Source organism: Bacillus sp. B-jedd (genome assembly GCF_000821085.1).
Taxonomy (GTDB): Bacteria; Bacillota; Bacilli; order Bacillales; family Cytobacillaceae; genus Bacillus_D.
In genome coordinates, this window is sequence record NZ_CCXR01000001.1 from 1,654,274 (window position 1) to 1,673,542 (window position 19,269).

The following is a 19,269-nucleotide window of genomic DNA, read 5'->3' on the forward strand; positions in this document are numbered from 1 at the left end:
GATGAGTCTTAGAGCAAACCGGGTTGGAGAGCAGATGAAAAAAGAACTTGGTGAAATCATCGGCCGAAAAATTAAGGATCCCCGCATTGGTTTCGTGACAGTAACCGATGTTCAGGTTACAGGCGACCTTCAGCAGGCAACCGTATATATTTCTGTGCTTGGTGACGAGGAACAAAGGGAAAATACCCTTAAGGGTCTCGCCAAAGCCAAGGGTTTCATCCGATCGGAAATCGGAAACAGAATCAGGCTCCGCAAAACTCCGGAAATTGTTTTTGAGTTTGATGAATCGATTGACTACGGAAATAGAATTGAAACACTCCTAACGAAAATCCATAATGAAGAAAAACAGAGTGGAGACGATCACGAGGAGTAATGGATGATGGGTAGACGAAAGTCTATCCATCTTTTTTGCAAGGAGGTATAGAAATGGAAGGAATCTTGCCGCTTTATAAACCAGCAGGCCTTACTTCCCACGACTGTGTCTTTAAGCTTCGGAAAATATTAAAGACGAAAAAAGTCGGCCATACCGGCACACTTGACCCGGATGTAACCGGAGTCCTCCCCATATGTATAGGAAGGGCGACTAAGGTAGCCGAATACATAACCGATGCAGGCAAGGCATATGAAGGTGAAGTGACGCTTGGTGTTTCTACAGAAACAGAGGATGCATCAGGGGAGATTATAGAAGAGTCGCCAGTGAATCGTATCATTACAAGGCAGGAAATTCTTGATGTATTCGAATCATTGACCGGTGAAATTATTCAGACGCCTCCTATGTATTCCGCTGTAAAAGTGAATGGAAAAAGGCTGTATGAATATGCCAGAAAAGGGATTGAGGTTGAACGTCCTTCTAGAAAAGTACAGATATATAAACTTGAGTTATTGGATGAACGGAATGATTTCAGCGGTTCCAAAATCTCCTTCAAGTTTCATGCTGAATGCAGCAAAGGGACTTATATCAGGACTTTGGCCGTGATGATCGGAGAACGCCTCGGCTTACCAGCCCATATGTCCTCGCTGGTCAGGACGCGTTCGGCCACCTATTTGCTAAAAGACTGCTACCATTTTAATGATATTGAAGAACTGATGGAAAAAGGCGAAATTGACAAGGCTTTACAGCCAATTGAGACCGCCTTAATGCATTTGCCGAAATACAGGATAAGTGATAAAGTAGCAGAGAAAGTAATGAATGGAGCCCGTCTCCCTCTCCCGGATGAGTTCAGCGAAGTGTCTGGACCGATAGCTGTCGAAAATATGGCTGGTAAGGTAATGGCCATTTACAGTAAACATCCGGAGAAAGAAGGGCTGATGAAGCCGGTAAAAGTGCTTCGGAATGAGAGGGAAAATTAAGGAATGCTGCTCCCGGAATGAGTTTTCTTCAGGCTGTGGAACAGCGGTTTTTTCAGGAAAGGTGAACCATTGTGGAAGTAATCAGGCTGGGATATCCCCATCATAAGAATAAAGATGAAATGCCGGCAACCTCTGCTGCGCTCGGTTATTTTGACGGTGTCCACCTTGGCCACCAGAAGGTTATTGGGCAGGCATTGGAAATCGCAAAGCAAAGAGGCTTTAAATCGGCAGTCATGACCTTTCATCCTCACCCGCGGGCTGTGCTCGGCCAGCTTAAACAGGAAGTAAACCACATTACTCCCCTGGATGAAAAAATCAATCTTATAGGAAATCTGGGTGTGGACTATCTGTTCCTTATCGATTTTTCTCAGGAGTTTGCCAGGCTGAACCCGCAGGAGTTTATCGACCAATACATTATCGGATTGAATATTGCCCACGTTACTGCTGGCTTTGACTATACGTATGGCCGGATGGGAAAAGGGACGATGGAAACAATTCCTTTTCATTCAAGGGAAATGTTTACGCATGCCACTGTTGAAAAATTGGCCAAAGATGATGAAAAAATCAGCTCGACCAAAATCCGTGAACTCATTTCCATGGGGCTAATGGAGGGTGCAGAGGAATTGTTGGGAAGGCCTTTTACAACTAAAGGCACCGTGGCCCATGGCGATAAACGCGGCAGAACCATTGGCTTTCCAACCGCGAATATCGAGCTGAAAGACCCTTATATACTTCCCCCTGCCGGAGTATATGCAGTCAGAATCCAAATCCAGGGTAACTGGCATTATGGGGTGTGTAATGCGGGATACCGCCCGACATTTAAGGAAAATCAGCCGAAGCTATCGATAGAAGTCCATATTTTTCATTTCAATGAAGAGATATATGGGGAGCAGGCAACCGTTGAATGGCATAAGCGTCTTCGGGAGGAAAAGAAGTTTTCGGGGATTGATGCACTCGTCGCCCAAATATCCGCCGACAAGGAACAAGCGGCAGCTTACTTTGGAATAGTCTCCGGTAATTAAATAGGCAATCCCTTTTCAGCGCAAGGATAATGCTTGCTTTTTGAAAGGAAAACGTGTATTCTTATTAACGTATTAAAAAGAACCTTTGCTTGGCAAGTCGAGTCACCGACGCTTGCTCAGTAAATGGGGATTTGAAAATTTAGGAGGTGAACCAGGATGGCAATCACACAAGAACGCAAAAATGAATTGATCAATGAGTTCAAAACTCATGAAAACGATACTGGATCCCCAGAGGTCCAAATCGCTGTCCTTACAGAATCGATTAACAATCTGAACGATCATTTGCGCACGCACAAGAAAGATCACCACTCACGCCGTGGTCTTCTAAAAATGGTTGGTAAGCGCCGTAACCTTTTGACTTACCTGCGTAATAAAGACGTTCAACGCTACCGTGAGTTAATCAATAAGCTTGGCTTACGTCGATAGTCTAAAGAAGCGGGATTTTTCCCGCTTTTTTGTTAGGTAAAAATAAGGACAGGCTACTGGCGTTATACATATTGTAAGCTAACTGCAATTTGAGCATACTAACATTAATTTGTTATGAAATAAATAGCCGCATTTTGAATGCATTGAGCCAGAAAGAGGGGAATAACTATATGGAATCAGTGAAACAAGAGTTTTCCATTGATTGGGCGGGGCGCAAACTCACCGTCGAAATCGGCCAGCTGGCAAAGCAGGCCAACGGAGCGGTGCTTGTCCGATACGGTGATACAGCTGTACTGAGTACTGCAACTGCTTCAAAGGATCCAAGAAACGTCGACTTTTTCCCGTTGACAGTCAACTATGAGGAGCGTCTTTACGCCGTAGGAAAAATTCCCGGCGGCTTCATCAAACGCGAAGGGCGCCCAAGTGAAAAAGCGATCCTCGCCAGCCGACTTATCGACCGTCCAATCCGTCCGCTATTTGCTGATGGTTTCAGGAATGATGTCCAGGTAATCAGCATCGTCATGAGCGTGGATCAGGACTGCCCTTCCGATATGGCGGCCATGTTCGGCTCGTCCCTGGCGCTATGTGTTTCCGACATCCCGTTTGAGGGGCCGATTGCCGGTGTGGTTGTTGGCAGGGTGGATGGCAAGTTCGTCATCAATCCGAACGTCGAGCAAAGTGAACAGAGCGATATCCACCTGGCTGTTGCAGGGACAAGGGACGCGATCAACATGGTTGAAGCAGGTGCGAAAGAAGTACCTGAAGAGGTCATGCTTGAAGCGATTATGTTCGGCCACGAAGAAATTAAACGCCTCATTGAATTCCAGGATGAAATCATCAGGGTTTGCGGTAAGGAAAAGCGCGAGATTTCCTTATATGAAGTGGACCAGGATTTAAAGTCCGAAGTTCTTGAGATCTGTGAGAAGGATATGATTGGTGCGATTCAGGTGCAGGAGAAACATGCCCGTGAAGCAGCCATTAAAGAAGTAAAGGACCAAGTACTTGCGAAATATGCCGAACAGGAAGCAACAGATGAGGATATTAAGCAAGTTAAGCAAATACTTGATAAACTTGTAAAAGATGAAGTTCGCCGCCTGATTACGGAAGAAAAAATCCGCCCGGATGGCCGAAAAGCGGATGAAATCCGACCGCTGTCCTCACAGGTAGGCATTTTATCGCGCACTCACGGTTCCGGTCTTTTCACCCGCGGACAGACCCAGGCTTTGAGCGTGTGTACTCTTGGTGCGATGGGAGACGTCCAGATTCTTGATGGATTGGGTCTCGAGGAAGAAAAGCGATTTATGCACCACTATAATTTCCCGTTGTTCTCTGTAGGGGAAACAGGACCGATCAGAGGACCTGGCCGCAGGGAAATCGGCCATGGGGCGTTGGGAGAAAGAGCACTTGAACCGATGATTCCTGATGAAAAAGACTTCCCTTATACGATCCGCCTTGTTTCGGAAGTTCTCGAATCAAACGGGTCAACCTCCCAGGCAAGCATTTGTGCCAGCACCTTGGCCATGATGGATGCAGGGGTGCCAATTAAGGCTCCTGTTGCCGGGATCGCGATGGGCCTTGTTAAATCGGGTGAAAATTATACAGTATTAACAGATATCCAGGGCATGGAAGACCACCTTGGCGATATGGACTTTAAAGTTGCTGGAACTTCCAAAGGGGTAACCGCTCTGCAAATGGATATTAAAATTGAAGGCCTTTCAAGGGAAATTCTCGAGGAAGCACTTGAGCAGGCGAAAATAGGCAGGATGCAAATCCTCGACTCAATGCTTGCGACTATCTCCGAGCCAAGGTCCCAGTTGTCCAAGTATGCTCCTAAAATCTTGATCATGACCATCAATCCTGACAAAATCAGGGATGTTATTGGCCCAAGTGGAAAGCAAATCAACAAGATTATTGAAGAAACTGGCGTCAAAATTGATATTGAGCAAGATGGAACAGTTTTCATTGCTTCATCCGATGAAGAGATGAACCAAAAGGCTAAGAAAATCATTGAAGATATTGTCCGCGAAGTTGAAGTCGGACAGATGTATCTGGGCAAAGTAAAGAGAATTGAAAAGTTCGGAGCGTTTGTTGAGATTTTTGCCGGCAAGGACGGCCTTGTTCATATTTCCGAGCTCGCTGAAGAGAGAGTCGGAAAAGTGGAAGACGTCGTTAAGATTGGCGATGAATTGTTGGTTAAGGTTACTGAAATCGACAGACAGGGAAGAGTAAATCTATCCCGTAAAGCAGTCCTGAAGGAACAGCGCGAAAAAGCGGAGCAAGATAAGTAATCCAGCCGCGCTCAAACTCTAAACTGTGTAATTAAAACTAGAAAAATGTATTCCGGAGCCGGGGGTTTCCCCTGGCTTTTTATCATTTTTAGCCAACTCATAGGAAAGGGCTAGGCGGGAGTATTTAACTTTTGCCTGTCCTGAAGGCTTGTTCTATCACACTTCCTAAAAACATAGTGTTTAGGGAAGGGGGAAGGATAGAATGAGAAGGACCGGCTTTTTTCTTTTTGCAAGTCTCCTTGCTATTTCAATTGTGGCAAACCCTTATGTAAGCAGTTATCTTGATACATTAAAAACTGGAGCGAGGCCGGCAATCAAGCAAGCAAATCCATTATACGAAAAGATTGCAGCTTCCGCGGCTGAGGTCCGAATCCCGGCATCCGACGCACGGATCGATAAAGTATGGAAAGCCATTCCCGGATACAATGGGCTGGAAGTGGATATTCCAGCTTCTTATAAAAAGATGAAAGCGGCGGGAAAGTATAAGAAGGAAAAACTTGTGTTTAAGGAAATAAAACCAAAAGTCCATTTGAGGGACCTGCCTCCCGCACCAGTCTACCGAGGAAATCCGGAAAAACCGATGGTCGCCTTTATCATAAATGTTGCCTGGGGAAACGAGTATCTGCCAGATATGCTGGCAACCTTGAAAAAACACAATGTTTATGCCAGTTTCTTTCTGGAGGGAAATTGGGTAAAGAAGAATCCCGAGCTTGCAAAAATGATTTCAGATGCTGGGCATGAGATTGGAAACCACTCCTATTCCCATCCTCATATGGGGAAAATCCCACCCGATAAAGCAATAGAGGAAATGAAGAAAACAAATGAAGTGATTAAAGCAACTACTGGCATCACCTGCAAATGGTTTGCTCCCCCAAGCGGAACGCTGGCCGTGAATACGCCTGAATTAGCGGCAAGCCTCGGTATGGGTACAGTCATGTGGACCGCGGATACAATCGATTGGCAAAAGCCAAGCCCTGAGGTGATTCTGAGCCGTATTATTCCGAAAGCTGAAAACGGCACCATCATCCTTATGCATCCGACAGACCCGACTGCAAAAGCATTGGAAAGAATGATTGCCGCTATAAAAGAAAAAGAATTAAAAATAGGCACCGTTTCAGAATTGATTTCAGAGAAGAGATCTGGGGTATTTGAATAAAAACGGATGAATGCCCTTTAAAATTTGGAGAATTGCCAGTAAACATGTAAAATGATTTCAGAACTAGCCGCAGCAGTTGTCCAAGAACAGGAGGAATTCGATGATTAACAAATATACTTGCCAAAATGGAGTACGCATTGTCCTGGAAAATATCCCGACAGTCCGCTCTGTAGCAATCGGAGTTTGGATCGGCACCGGCTCCAGGAATGAAGTACCAGACAACAATGGAATTTCTCATTTTCTCGAGCATATGTTCTTTAAGGGAACAAAAACACGGTCAGCACGTGAAATTGCCGAATCCTTTGACAGTATCGGGGGCCAGGTTAACGCGTTCACTTCAAAGGAATATACGTGCTATTATGCAAAGGTGCTTGATACGCATGCGGATTTCGCGCTTGAAATCCTTTCAGATATGTTTTTCAATTCGGTCTTTGACAGTGAGGAACTGAAAAAGGAAAAGAATGTTGTTTTGGAAGAAATTAAAATGTATGAGGACACACCGGATGACATTGTCCATGATTTACTAAGCAAAGCCGTTTATGAAAATCATCCGCTTGGCTACCCGATCCTCGGAACGGAGGAAACCCTTGAAACCTTCACGGGGGAAAAACTCCAAGAGTATATTTTCAACCACTATATTCCTGAAAATGTCGTCATTTCCATCGCCGGCAATATCGAGGATTCCTTTGTAAGCAAGGTCGAGAAGCAGTTTGGTTCCTATGAAGGAGGAAAGGCCACTGTCCTTGAAGATAAGCCGTTTTTCCACGCCAACAGACTTTCAAGGAAAAAAGAGACAGAACAGGCCCATCTCTGCATTGGCTATGAAGGCTTAAAAGTTGGCCATAAAGATATTTACAGCCTCATTGTCCTCAATAATGTGCTGGGAGGTAGCATGAGCAGCCGTTTGTTCCAGGAAGTTCGTGAACAGAGAGGGCTCGCTTATTCCGTGTTTTCTTACCATTCCGCATACCAGGAGAGCGGCATAGTAACCATTTATGGCGGTACAGGTGCTCGCCAGCTGGACACCCTCTATGAGACTATCCAGGATACCCTTGACACGTTGAAGAGGGATGGAATTACGGAAAAGGAATTGAACAATAGCAAGGAGCAGCTGAAGGGCAGTCTTATGCTCAGCCTTGAAAGTACTAACAGCCGGATGAGCCGGAACGGGAAAAATGAATTGCTATTGAAAAGGCATCGTTCCCTGGATGAGATTATCGACCTGATTGACAGCGTGACGAAAAACGGTGTCGATGAGTTGGCCAAAAGGATTTTTACTGACCATTCTTCTCTTGCCCTCATCAGCCCGGAAGGTACGCTTCCAAACAATATGAAGTGATTTTTGCAAACAGCAGCCGTGAATACGGCTGTTTTTTTTTTTCGCTGGAATCGCTATGTCCCATTCGCTTAGTCTATTTCCCTCCATTGGAAGATACACTATACAAAGGAGAGGGGAGGGAGTTTAAATGAGGCTAAGCGAATTAAGCGGCAAAGAGATTGTCGATGTCAAGCGGGCCGAACGGCTTGGTGTCCTTGGCCAGACGGATCTTGAGATTAATGAGCAGACAGGCCAGATCCAGGCGTTGCTAATTCCTTCATTGAAGTGGTTTGGGCTCCGGAAACAAGGGGATGAAATCCGTGTCCAATGGAAGCATATCAAGAAAATCGGTGCTGATATGATTATTATTGACTTGCCTGGAAGTGACAATGGGTAGTCTAAGTGAGCGTTTAAATGCCTTTTTATAAGAATGGAATCATGCGGCATCGGCCCTTATCAAAATGGGCTGATGCCTTTTTCTTTGTTCACCGAACTTCGCCTTCATACATAAAATGTTAAGTAGCTTGAAGACTTGGTCAAAGAGAATGATTTTGAAAAAAGAAGGTGAAGGGTTTCATGCTGACAGGGATGCAGATAGCCATTATCGGCGGTGATGCAAGGCAGCTTGAAATAATCAGGAAACTGGCCGAGCTGGATGCGAAGCTTTCACTGATTGGGTTTGAACAGTTGGACCATGCTTTTACGGGAGCGCACAAGGAGAAACTTTTCGAAGCGGATTTTTCCGGGATTGACGCCATTATTCTGCCTGTGTCGGGAACGAGCCTCGAAGGCCACGTGGAAACAATCTTTTCGAACGAACAGGTTATTTTAACCGCGGATATCATCTCCAAGGCTCCTGAAGCCTGCACAATTTATTCCGGTATCAGCAATGCTTACCTTACAGGGATTGCCAAGCAGGCAAAAAGGCGGCTAGTCCAGCTTTTCGAACGCGATGATGTCGCCATTTACAATTCGATTCCTACAGTAGAAGGAACGATTATGATGGCGATCCAGCATACGGATTTTACTATCCACGGCTCGAAAGTAGCGGTTCTCGGATTAGGAAGAACGGGTATGAGTGTCGCCAGGGCATTTTCCGCCCTTGGCGCAAAAGTAAAGGTCGGAGCCAGAAAGAGTGAATACTTGGCAAGAATTACCGAAATGGCACTTCAGCCTTTTCACATATCAGAAATTGAAAAGGAATTAAGTGATGTTGATATTGTCATCAATACAATACCCCAACCTATTGTTACTGCATCTGTCATCTCAAAAATGGCCGCTCATACGTTAATCATTGACCTAGCTTCCAAACCGGGGGGAACGGATTTCCGCTATGCGGAAAAGAGGGGGATTAAAGCCTTGCTGGCTCCTGGCCTGCCGGGAATTGTTGCGCCAAAGACAGCTGGGCGCATTCTGGCAAATGTTCTTACACAATTACTGCAGGGAGACCTTAAAAACCGAAAGGGGAAATCACAATGAGTTTAAAAGGAAAAAGAATCGGTTTTGGGCTGACAGGTTCACACTGTACGTATGATGCTGTTTATCCGGAAATCGAGCGCCTTGTAAACGAAGGTGCGGAAGTAGTTCCAATTGTCACGTTTACAGTAAAAAATACCGAAACGAGATTTGGCAAAGGCGAAGACTGGATTGAGAAAATAGAAAAGCTAACAGGTAAAACAGCCATTGATTCGATTGTAAAAGCGGAACCGCTCGGACCGAAGGAACCACTTGATTGCATGGTCATTGCCCCGATGACAGGTGCTTCCATGAGCAAGTTTGCGAATGCGATTAATGATTCGCCTGTGCTGATGGCGGCCAAGGCAACATTAAGGAATCAAAAGCCTGTTGTCCTTGGCATTTCGACCAATGATGCTTTAGGGCTTAATGGGGTCAACCTAATGAGGCTGCTCGCTTCAAAAAACATCTTTTTCATTCCGTTCGGCCAGGACGATCCGAAAAACAAGCCTAACTCCATGGTGGCGAGAATGACCCTATTAAAAGAAACGGTGGAGGCCGCGATGCAGGGGGAACAATTGCAGCCTGTACTCGTAGAAAGATATTTAGATTGAAGAAACTACCGCCACCTTAAAGGATTATTGATTATATAATTATAAAGGGATTATGATAGAATGGAGAAAAGTTTGTCGGCGGGCCTCGCCCGCTGATATACTTTTAAAAGGAACCAAAATGGTTCCCAGTCAAAGATAATTTTTAAAGGAAGCTTTTTAACGGGAAGGGGCATTTGAAAATGAACGAAAATGGATTAACGATCGCTGTGGTCGGAGCGACAGGTGCTGTTGGCCAGCAAATAATTGAAACTCTAACAAAACGGGACTTTCCGTATAAAAAGCTTGTTTTGCTATCTTCGGCACGCTCCGCGGGAAAAAAAGTCAATGTCGGCGGCAAAGAGTTCGTTATAGAAGAGGCTAAACCAGAAAGCTTTGAGGGAATCGATATCGCGTTGTTCAGCGCCGGGGGAAGCGTGTCACTGGCACTCGCTCCTGAAGCAGCGAAACGCGGTGCGGTCGTTATTGATAATACTAGTGCTTTCCGTATGGATCCGGAAGTTCCCCTTGTAGTTCCTGAGGTAAATGAAGAGGATGTCCATACCCATAAAGGAATCATCGCAAATCCGAATTGTTCTACGATTCAGATGGTGGTTGCCCTGGAGCCAATCCGGAAAAAGTACGGCCTGAAGAAAATTATCGTTTCCACTTATCAGGCAGTTTCCGGAGCGGGAGCGGCGGCCATTGAAGAATTGAAGCTGGAAACAAGCGCGCTTATTGAAGGGAAAACCTATGAACCTAAGGTGCTTCCAGTCAAAACAGGTGATAAGCATTACCAAATTGCTTTCAACGCCATTCCACAAATCGATAAGTTTGAAGAGAATGGATTTACGTTTGAAGAGTTGAAGATGATAAATGAAACAAAGAAAATCATGCATGATACAAGCCTTCAGGTAGCCGCTACCTGTGTCAGGCTTCCAATTGAGACGGGCCATTCCGAATCAGTTTATTTTGAAATAGAAGCGGAAGAAGTCTCAGCCGAAAATATAAAAGAACTATTGAAAGATTCTCCGGGTGTCGTGCTCCAGGATGATCCGGCTAACCAGGTCTATCCGATGCCTGCCGATTGTGTTGGCAAAAACGACGTGTTTGTCGGAAGGATCAGGAAGGACCTCGATAACAGCAAGGGTTTCCATATGTGGGTCGTTTCTGACAACCTGCTGAAAGGCGCAGCCTGGAACACTGTCCAAATCGCTGAAAGCCTCGTAAAATTAGGCGTTGTTAAAGCGAAATAACAGAAACAAATTTTGAGGTGCTTGAATGAAAGTAATCGTCCAGAAGTTTGGCGGTACATCCGTCAGGAACGAAGAGAGCCGGCTAAATGCCAAAAAACATATCGAAAAAGCCTTGTCAGAAGGATACAAGGTCATTGTTGTAGTATCGGCGATGGGCCGAAAAGGCGATCCTTATGCAACGGATACATTATTATCATTGATTGAAAAAAGCTTCGGAAAAATCAGCAGGCGCGAGATCGATATGCTCTTATCATGTGGGGAAGTCATTTCCAGCATGGTATTCACTTCCCTTCTAATTGAATCGGGAATCAAGGCGGTTGCCTTGAACGGCGCCCAGGCAGGATTCAGGACAAATGATGACCATACGAATGCGAAAATAGTAGAAATGAAATGCGAGCGGCTCCTTGAGGAACTTGAAGAAGCGGATGTTGCCGTTGTCGCTGGTTTCCAGGGGATGGCTGAAAATGGTGATGTGACGACGATTGGCAGGGGCGGCAGCGATACGTCAGCCGCCGCAATTGGCGCTGCCTTGAATGCAGAATGGATTGATATCTTCACGGATGTGGAAGGCATCATGACCGCTGACCCCCGCATTGCCGAAAATGCCAGGCCGCTGTCCATTGTTACCTATACTGAGGTTTGCAATTTGGCCTATCAGGGCGCAAAGGTAATCCATCCACGCGCGGTGGAAATTGCCATGCAGGCGAAAGTGCCAATGAGGATTCGCTCGACGTATTCGGATGGCACCGGAACGCTTGTCACAAGCCAATCGAAGTCAAGCGCGGGCAGTGACATTAGTGAGCGGCCAGTAACCGGGATTGCCCATGTGCCGCATGTCACGCAAATAAAGGTTTTTGCGAAGAAGGACCAATATAATTTGCAGTCGGAAGTATTCAAAGCGATGGCGAATGAGAAAATATCCGTCGACTTTATCAACATCTCTCCAAATGGGGTAGTTTATACTGTTTCGGAGGATTCAGCGGACCGGGCGATTTCCGTATTGAAAAGCCTAGGCCACGAACCTTCTGTCGAGAGGGAATGCGCCAAGGTATCTGTCGTAGGTGCGGGAATGGCGGGGGTTCCAGGCGTCACCGCAAGAATAGTCACCGCGCTAGCGGGCCAGGGAATACGGATTCTCCAATCCGCGGACAGCCATACAACCATTTGGGTGCTAGTGAAGCAGGCTGATCTTGTCAAAGCGGTCAATGCGCTGCATGACGCATTCCAGCTGGAAAACGAAGCAGCTGAATTCGGGAAAACGGATTACTAATAAAATGCCAAAAAATAAAGCCGGCAGGCAACTTGCCTGCCAAATCAATGATAAGGATGGGTGATAAAAAAATGATTCATTTTGGAAGAGTTTCCACAGCCATGGTCACGCCTTTTGACAAAAAAGGACATATTGATTTTCCGAAAACAACCCAGCTGATCAACCACTTAATTGAGAACGGGACCGATTCGCTCGTCATCGCGGGAACGACCGGTGAATCGCCAACCATGTCCAAGGAAGAAAAGCTTGCCCTATTTTCGCATGCAGTAAAAACAGTTGCCGGCAGGGTTCCAGTTATCGCTGGTACGGGCAGCAACAACACATACGAATCGATTGAAATGACAAAAAAGGCAGAGCAACTTGGCGTGGATGCGGTCATGGTAGTGGCCCCGTACTACAATAAGCCTAGCCAGGAAGGGCTTTACCAGCATTTTAAAGCGGTGGCCGAATCAACTTCACTGCCTGTAATGGTATATAATATTCCTGGCAGGGCTTCCGTTAACATTTCTCCAGAGACGGTCATCCGCCTTTCAGAAATTCCGAATATTGTCGCTGTAAAGGAAGCGAGCGGCGATTTAAATGCCATGACGAAAATTATTGCCAATACGCCAGATGATTTTATTTTATACAGCGGGGATGATGGAATCACACTCCCGGTTCTTTCCATTGGAGGATATGGCATCGTGTCTGTTGCCTCCCATATCATCGGAAATGAAATGCAGGAAATGGTCCAGGCTTTCTTAATGAAGGATACCGAACGCGCGGCAAAACTTCATCAGGAACTCCTGCCAGTTATGCTTGGCCTTTTTGCGGCTCCAAGCCCCGCGCCTGTAAAGACAGCCTTGCAGCTGAAAGGCCTTGATGTCGGCTCGGTCAGGCTTCCGCTTGTACCATTGAGCGCCGAAGAACGCGCCACCCTATCAGCCGCCCTCGGCATCCACCAGCCTTCTTAATTCGTAGAATCTGATGGTTCAACACGTATAAGAATAAAATACATCACCGGCAGGCATGATGAGTGCCTGCCGTTTTTTTGTTTGTGGCTCAGTTAAAGGTGACTGTTGATTTACAATGAAGTTGATTGGAACGGAGGGGACTCCAGCGGGATGTAGCGGCACGTGGAGACCCCTTGAAAAGCGAAAGCGCCTTCGTGACAGGCAAAAACCGCCTGTCCCTGCGATGACTATTCGCAGAAGCTTACCTTTGTGGTCAGCCCCGATATAGGAAGACTTGGTTTTGCGAAGCAAAATCCTAGTCGCCCTTAATGCGAGCGAAGCGTAGCCAAGCGCTGGAGGGCCAGAAGGGGAAGTCGTTCTTTGACTTCACATTCGGGACCGAAGCGACCTCGAGGGGCTAGGCGATGTAGCTAGACAAGCAGGCGTCTAGGACGCCGAGGAGGCTCCATAAAGAGTGCTCCTGCGCCACAGACTATTCGAGGAAGTGAACCTTCAGCTCGTCGCAAAGCAACACGGAGCCAATTCATGGATGTTTCTCATGAAGTGGGTGCAGGTAGTTGCTTCGCCCCGCGGAAAGCATGTTCCCGGAGTGGAAATCAACAATCAAGGATAACTGAGCCTTGTCTGTAAAAAAATGAAAGTTACTATACATATGATTTTCCCCAATTCACCTTGGGTATGGATATAGAGTTGTAAAGATTTTCCGCATTCAAGTATAATGATGGTAACTGATCTCGATCGGGCCAAATCACCATAGGAGGAAACAGAATTGCGAAAGAAAAAGAATAGAACTATCAGGATCATCGCCTTGGGCGGTGTAGGAGAAATCGGGAAGAACATGTTTCTCTGCGAGGTGGACAAGGAAATCTATGTACTGGATGCGGGCTTAATGTTCCCCGAGGATGAAATGCTTGGCATCGACATTGTTATTCCTGACATCTCATATTTAATTGACAACAAAGAGAGGGTAAAAGCCGTTTTCCTTACCCATGGCCACGAAGACCATATCGGGGCATTATCATATCTGCTTCGTCAGGTGAATGTCCCTGTTTATGGGACGGAGCTTACGTTGGCACTTGCCGCAGCAAAGCTGAAAGAACAGGAATTTAAGGGAAAAACGGAATTTATTGAAATCACTTCTGATTCAGTCGTTGATTTGGGAGTGGCTACCGCTGCCTTTTTCAATACTAACCACAGCATACCTGGATCGGTTGGGGTCTGCCTTAATACTTCCGAAGGCGCAATCGTCTATACAGGAGATTTTAAATTCGACCAGGGGGCAACAGAACTTTATAAGCCAGAAATCGGCAAGATGGCCGCGATTGGGGATCAGGGTGTCCTTTGCCTGCTTTCGGACAGCACCGAGGCTGAAAAGCCTGGCTATACAGTCTCTGAATCAATCGTGGCAAGACAAATGTGTGATGCATTTTACAATTCGCCTGGAAGGATCATCGCCGCTTGTTTTGCTTCCGACATAAACCGTGTCCAGCATGTTTTTGACGCTGCGAGGGAAACCGGAAGAAAAGTTGCGGTAGTCGGAAAGAGTCTCGAACGAATTTATCATATTGCGGTCGAACTCGGCTATTTGGAAATAGGGGAAGACCTGATTGTTCCAGCAGCTGAAATAGGAAAGCTTCATGACAAGGAAATCGTCGTCCTGATGACAGGATCCCAGGGGGAGCCAATTGAAGGGCTTCAAAAAATGGCAAGAAAGTCACATCGCCAGGTAAATATCAAAGAAGGGGATACTGTCCTTATCGCCGCTTCAACACTGCGGGGAAGCGAGCTATTTCTTGCAAAAACGATCGATATGCTGTTAAGGGCAGGCGCCAATGTCGTCTCCAATAAGAAAACCATCCATGTTTCAAGCCATGGCAGCCAGGAAGAATTAAAATTCATGATCAACCTGATGAAGCCAAAGCTTTTTATCCCGGTTCATGGGGAATACAGGATGTTAAAGGCGCATGAAAAAATCGCAAGAGAATGCGGCTTGACTCGAGAACAAATATATATTCCCGATAACGGTGAAATTGTGGAAATCAAGGACGACAAATTCATTCCTGGCGGCAAGGTGCCGTCCGGAAATGTCCTGATTGACGGAATCGGCGTCGGCGATGTCGGCAATATCGTCCTTAGGGACCGCCGGCTTTTATCCCAGGACGGTACGCTGATTGTGGTTGTAACGCTGTCAAGAAAAGAGCGTAAAATCCTGGCTGGGCCCGAGATTATTTCAAGGGGCTTTGTCTATGTACGCGAATCGGAAAAGCTGATGGAGGAGTCTGCGAAATTGGTCAGGGATATTGTAGAAAAAAATACTTCCCGCGAATTTTTTGACTGGTCCAGTTTAAAACAGGATATAAGGGATGACTTGAATAAATATCTGTATGAAAGGACGAAAAGGCGACCAATGATTCTGCCTATTATCATGGAGGCATAGCATCCAGTTTGGCAAAAGGAATTAACCGCCTTTTGGTTCCGGGCATCGGCACACGCCGATGCTTTTTCCTTTTCTGTTACATGAATTTCCTTCACGGGTTTCATACTAAATGTAATAACTGAAGGGAGAAGGTTGTCATGGATCAAAACTATCCAAACACCGGAATGGCCGACCAGGATGAAGGGAACGAAGAAAAAGAGGATAAGCCGACTTCCGGGCTGATTGAGAAAATACAGCAATTAGGCGTTACGAATGTCCCTCAGCTTTCAAATGATTCACGAATCCACTGCATGACGATTGTGGGACAGATTGAGGGCCATTTGGCACTTCCGCCTCAAAATAAAACAACGAAATATGAACATATCATTCCCCAGCTGGTGGCGATAGAGCAAAACCCGAAAATCGAGGGGCTATTGGTGATTCTAAATACAGTTGGCGGGGATGTGGAGGCCGGGCTTGCCATCTCGGAAATGCTCGCGTCTCTGTCAAAACCATCCGTTTCCATTGTTTTAGGCGGAGGCCATTCGATTGGTGTGCCAATCGCTGTTTCCTGTGATTATAGCTTCATTGCAGAAACAGCAACGATGACAATCCATCCAATCCGATTGACCGGACTTGTCATTGGGGTGCCCCAGACATTTGAATACCTAGATAAAATGCAGGAGCGCGTAGTCAGGTTTGTAACAAGCCATTCGAATATAACGGAAGAAACATTTAAAGACCTGATGTTCGCCAAGGGCAATTTGACCAGGGACATAGGGACGAATGTCATTGGAGCGGATGCTGTGGCAACAGGTCTTATCGATGAGGTGGGTGGACTTGGCGTTGCGATGAGGAAGCTGAATGAACTGATTGATTTGCAAAAAACAAGCGAGGAAGGGCTGATCCAATGATCCTTTATACAATGATGCCTCACGAACTGATTTATGGCATGGGAGATCAGCTGGAGAGCGGCAGGCAAATCATCCAATTTAACGGTATTCCAATTGAGGCGGAACAAGACGGTGAGGCGTACACAATTGTCAGGCTGCTCAGCACGGACCCCGCCCACTTTATGGATAGCCGGTTGATGCCGGGAACGAAAATTTCCCGTTAGGAGGGAAGGAAGCGGGTCCAATGTAATCGGTTTTTATGGTATAATCAGAATACGGTTTAAGAGATTGGGCGGTTTACAAATGATTTATCACTGTAAATTCCCGTAGGAGAAAGGCAGCCGGAGGGCTGCTTCTTCTATTTGTACCGGCGGCCAGGAAAGGCGACCGCTCATTCATATACATACAAGGTGGTATTATGGCAAAAAGAAAACGAAGGCAGTCCAAAAAAAAGGAAAGCCAATTGCTATCTACAATTAAATATGAACTTACAGGGCTAATATTGCTCGCTCTGTCAATTATATCAATGGCTGAACTGGGTGCGGTCGGAAAAGGTGTGTCATTGTTCTTCCGTTTCTGGCTTGGTGAATGGAGCATGGCTGGTATGGCAGGCTTGTTTCTTTTCAGCATCATTTTAATGTGGAAGAGGGCAATGCCCAATCTTTTCCCGGCAAAGATTGTAGGTGTGTATTTAATTTTAACCGCCTTGCTGATTCTCAGCCATATTACGCTGTTCAAGCTTTTGGAGAATAGCGGGCAATTCGAAAATCCCAGCGTGATATCTAATACATGGGGACTGTTTTGGGATGAAGTAAAAGGAAGGCCCGGCCTCGACGATCTAGGCGGGGGAATGATTGGAGCAGTCCTGTTCGCCATGTTCCATTACCTCTTTGCCGAAACCGGCACGAAAATTATCGCGGGACTCCTGATTGCTTGCGGATTGATTCTCTTAACCGGGAAAACATTCGGGGAAGCACTTGGCAAAATTTTTTCCTTCTCCGCAGAAACATATAAGAAGCAATTGGAAGCGTTCAAAGCTGATTTTGCAGAATGGAAGGAAAAAAGAAAAAAACAGCGTAAAAAGCAAAAGCAAAAGAAAGCGGAGAGCACAGGGGCTAAACAACAGCGTGTTATTGAAAAAGAGGACTCACCTCCAATCGAAATACCTTCCGAGCCTGCAATACCTGAGCCGATCATTTCGAGTTTCGCGGATAAGGCATACTCATCGGACGGGCCGGCAGCGGCTGAAAAAGCTGATGACATTATAGGGCCGGCCTCAGAACCGGCAGAGATCTCACCTCCGATCACTTTTGCTGAAGTTGAAAATACAGCCTATGAGCTTCCGCCATTAAGTCTTTTAAAACTGCCGCGAAAAGCGGACCAGAGCGGTGAATACGAATTAATCCATGCCAATGCAGCCAAACTGGAGCGAACCTTCCACAGTTTTGGGGTAAAGGCAAGGGTGACACAGGTCCACCTCGGACCGGCTGTGACGAAATATGAAGTGCATCCGGATGTGGGAGTGAAAGTCAGCAAGATTGTCAGCTTGCACGATGACCTTGCGCTGGCTCTTGCTGCCAAGGACATCAGGATAGAAGCGCCGATACCGGGGAAATCAGCAATTGGCATCGAGGTTCCAAATTCCGAAGTAGCGATGGTATCATTAAGGGAAGTTCTGGAACCAACGCAAAACGACAAGCCCGATGCCAAGCTTTTGATTGGTCTTGGCCGGGATATCACCGGGGAAGCCGTACTGGCAGAACTGAACAAAATGCCCCATCTCTTAGTGGCTGGCGCCACAGGAAGCGGAAAAAGTGTGTGTATCAATGGAATCATCACCAGCCTGTTGATGCGGGCGAAACCGCATGAGGTAAAATTGATGATGATCGATCCGAAGATGGTTGAATTGAATGTATATAATGGGATTCCCCATTTACTTGCTCCCGTTGTCACGGACGCCAAAAAAGCTTCGCAGGCTTTAAAGAAAGTCGTCAATGAAATGGAAAGAAGATATGAACTGTTTTCCTTTACAGGCACGAGGAATATTGAAGGGTATAATGAGCATATTCGGCGGCATAACGCGGAAGAAAATGAAAAACAGCCGCTTCTTCCATATATCGTTGTCATCGTTGACGAGCTGGCAGATTTAATGATGGTTGCTTCATCCGATGTTGAGGACTCCATTACGAGGCTGGCACAGATGGCACGGGCAGCGGGCATTCACTTAATCATTGCCACCCAAAGGCCATCCGTCGATGTCATTACCGGCGTCATTAAAGCGAATATCCCTTCAAGGATCGCCTTTGCGGTTTCCTCGATGACGGATTCGAGGACTATCCTAGATATGGGCGGGGCGGAAAAACTTCTCGGCAGGGGAGATATGCTCTTTCTGCCGGTCGGCGCCTCAAAGCCGATTAGGGTGCAGGGGGCGTTCCTATCAGACGAAGAAGTAGAGGAGACGGTAGAATATGTCATCTCCCAACAAAAGGCCCAATATCAGGAAGAAATGATTCCTGATGATATTCAGGAAGTCACCGGCGAAGTGGAAGATGATTTGTACAACGATGCTGTCGAGTTGATCATCGATATGCAGACGGCATCCGTTTCAATGCTCCAAAGGAGATTCAGGATCGGCTATACGAGGGCAGCCAGGCTGATAGATGAAATGGAAGTCCGTGGCGTAGTCGGACCATACGAAGGCAGCAAGCCAAGGGCCGTACTGATCGCAAAACAAAAAGAAGAAGCGGGTTCTTAACCAATCCGTTATTTTAAGGGGAGCCAATTTAATGGCTCCTCTTTCTTATACGAACTACTCCTAATAGGTCATACTAATTAACCTTTAAGTAACTGTTTTTGGTTTTGTTCTTCTGCATAAA

18 protein-coding genes are annotated in these 19,269 nt (G+C 46.3%); all 18 read left to right on the forward strand.

Going from position 1 to position 19,269, the window contains the following annotated elements; genetic code table 11:
- Position 1: 1 nt before the first annotated feature.
- The 18 genes from rbfA to BN1002_RS08185 all read left to right on the forward strand — a co-directional run bounded on the left by rbfA (position 2) and on the right by BN1002_RS08185 (position 19,148).
- Positions 2-373: a 30S ribosome-binding factor RbfA gene (gene rbfA, locus BN1002_RS08105; protein WP_048824495.1), complete on the forward strand. Its 372-nt coding sequence runs from the start codon at positions 2-4 to the stop codon at positions 371-373.
- Positions 374-426: 53 nt separating this feature from the next.
- Entirely contained in the window at positions 427-1,350 is a 924-nt protein-coding gene (gene truB, locus BN1002_RS08110) for a tRNA pseudouridine(55) synthase TruB (protein ID WP_048824496.1), read from the forward strand.
- A 71-nt stretch (positions 1,351-1,421) separates the two neighbouring features.
- Positions 1,422-2,372: a bifunctional riboflavin kinase/FAD synthetase gene (gene ribF / locus BN1002_RS08115; protein WP_048824497.1), complete on the forward strand. Its 951-nt coding sequence runs from the start codon at positions 1,422-1,424 to the stop codon at positions 2,370-2,372.
- Positions 2,373-2,528: 156 nt separating this feature from the next.
- Positions 2,529-2,798: a 30S ribosomal protein S15 gene (gene rpsO, locus BN1002_RS08120; protein WP_048824498.1), complete on the forward strand. Its 270-nt coding sequence runs from the start codon at positions 2,529-2,531 to the stop codon at positions 2,796-2,798.
- Between the two features lie 170 nt (positions 2,799-2,968).
- Positions 2,969-5,086 carry a polyribonucleotide nucleotidyltransferase gene (gene pnp / locus BN1002_RS08125; RefSeq protein WP_048824499.1) on the forward strand — a complete coding sequence of 706 codons (2,118 nt, stop codon included), beginning with the start codon at positions 2,969-2,971 and terminating at the stop codon, positions 5,084-5,086.
- 202 nt (positions 5,087-5,288) lie between these two features.
- Entirely contained in the window at positions 5,289-6,242 is a 954-nt protein-coding gene (locus BN1002_RS08130) for a polysaccharide deacetylase family protein (RefSeq protein ID WP_048824500.1), read from the forward strand.
- A gap of 100 nt (positions 6,243-6,342) precedes the next feature.
- Positions 6,343-7,581 carry a M16 family metallopeptidase gene (locus BN1002_RS08135; protein WP_048824501.1) on the forward strand — a complete coding sequence of 413 codons (1,239 nt, stop codon included), beginning with the start codon at positions 6,343-6,345 and terminating at the stop codon, positions 7,579-7,581.
- A gap of 127 nt (positions 7,582-7,708) precedes the next feature.
- The gene (locus BN1002_RS08140; protein ID WP_048824502.1) at positions 7,709-7,957 is read left to right on the forward strand and encodes a YlmC/YmxH family sporulation protein; all 249 of its coding nucleotides are present in this window, start codon (positions 7,709-7,711) and stop codon (positions 7,955-7,957) included.
- Between the two features lie 179 nt (positions 7,958-8,136).
- On the forward strand, positions 8,137-9,039 hold the full coding sequence (gene dpaA, locus BN1002_RS08145) for a dipicolinic acid synthetase subunit A (protein WP_048824503.1): 903 nt from the start codon (positions 8,137-8,139) through the stop codon (positions 9,037-9,039).
- On the forward strand, positions 9,036-9,629 hold the full coding sequence (dpaB, locus tag BN1002_RS08150) for a dipicolinate synthase subunit B (protein ID WP_048824504.1): 594 nt from the start codon (positions 9,036-9,038) through the stop codon (positions 9,627-9,629). The genes dpaA and dpaB overlap by 4 nt, the downstream gene beginning before the upstream one ends.
- 179 nt (positions 9,630-9,808) lie before the next feature.
- Entirely contained in the window at positions 9,809-10,861 is a 1,053-nt protein-coding gene (gene asd / locus BN1002_RS08155; protein WP_048824505.1) for an aspartate-semialdehyde dehydrogenase, read from the forward strand.
- 25 nt (positions 10,862-10,886) lie between these two features.
- A complete protein-coding gene (dapG, locus tag BN1002_RS08160; protein ID WP_048824506.1) occupies positions 10,887-12,131 on the forward strand; it encodes an aspartate kinase in 1,245 nt (414 codons plus the stop codon).
- A gap of 71 nt (positions 12,132-12,202) precedes the next feature.
- Positions 12,203-13,084 carry a 4-hydroxy-tetrahydrodipicolinate synthase gene (dapA, locus tag BN1002_RS08165; protein ID WP_048824507.1) on the forward strand — a complete coding sequence of 294 codons (882 nt, stop codon included), beginning with the start codon at positions 12,203-12,205 and terminating at the stop codon, positions 13,082-13,084.
- A gap of 454 nt (positions 13,085-13,538) precedes the next feature.
- Positions 13,539-13,697 carry a hypothetical protein gene (locus BN1002_RS23650; protein WP_156129703.1) on the forward strand — a complete coding sequence of 53 codons (159 nt, stop codon included), beginning with the start codon at positions 13,539-13,541 and terminating at the stop codon, positions 13,695-13,697.
- Positions 13,698-13,853: 156 nt separating this feature from the next.
- Positions 13,854-15,521 carry a ribonuclease J gene (locus BN1002_RS08170; RefSeq protein WP_048824508.1) on the forward strand — a complete coding sequence of 556 codons (1,668 nt, stop codon included), beginning with the start codon at positions 13,854-13,856 and terminating at the stop codon, positions 15,519-15,521.
- Between the two features lie 137 nt (positions 15,522-15,658).
- Positions 15,659-16,414: a ClpP family protease gene (locus BN1002_RS08175; protein WP_048824509.1), complete on the forward strand. Its 756-nt coding sequence runs from the start codon at positions 15,659-15,661 to the stop codon at positions 16,412-16,414.
- Positions 16,411-16,617, forward strand: a complete 207-nt coding sequence (locus BN1002_RS08180) for a YlzJ-like family protein (protein WP_048824510.1) — start codon at positions 16,411-16,413, stop codon at positions 16,615-16,617. The genes BN1002_RS08175 and BN1002_RS08180 overlap by 4 nt, the downstream gene beginning before the upstream one ends.
- Before the next feature lie 194 nt (positions 16,618-16,811).
- Positions 16,812-19,148, forward strand: coding sequence for a DNA translocase FtsK (locus BN1002_RS08185; RefSeq protein ID WP_048824511.1), 2,337 nt, complete (start codon positions 16,812-16,814; stop codon positions 19,146-19,148).
- Positions 19,149-19,269 lie beyond the last annotated feature (121 nt).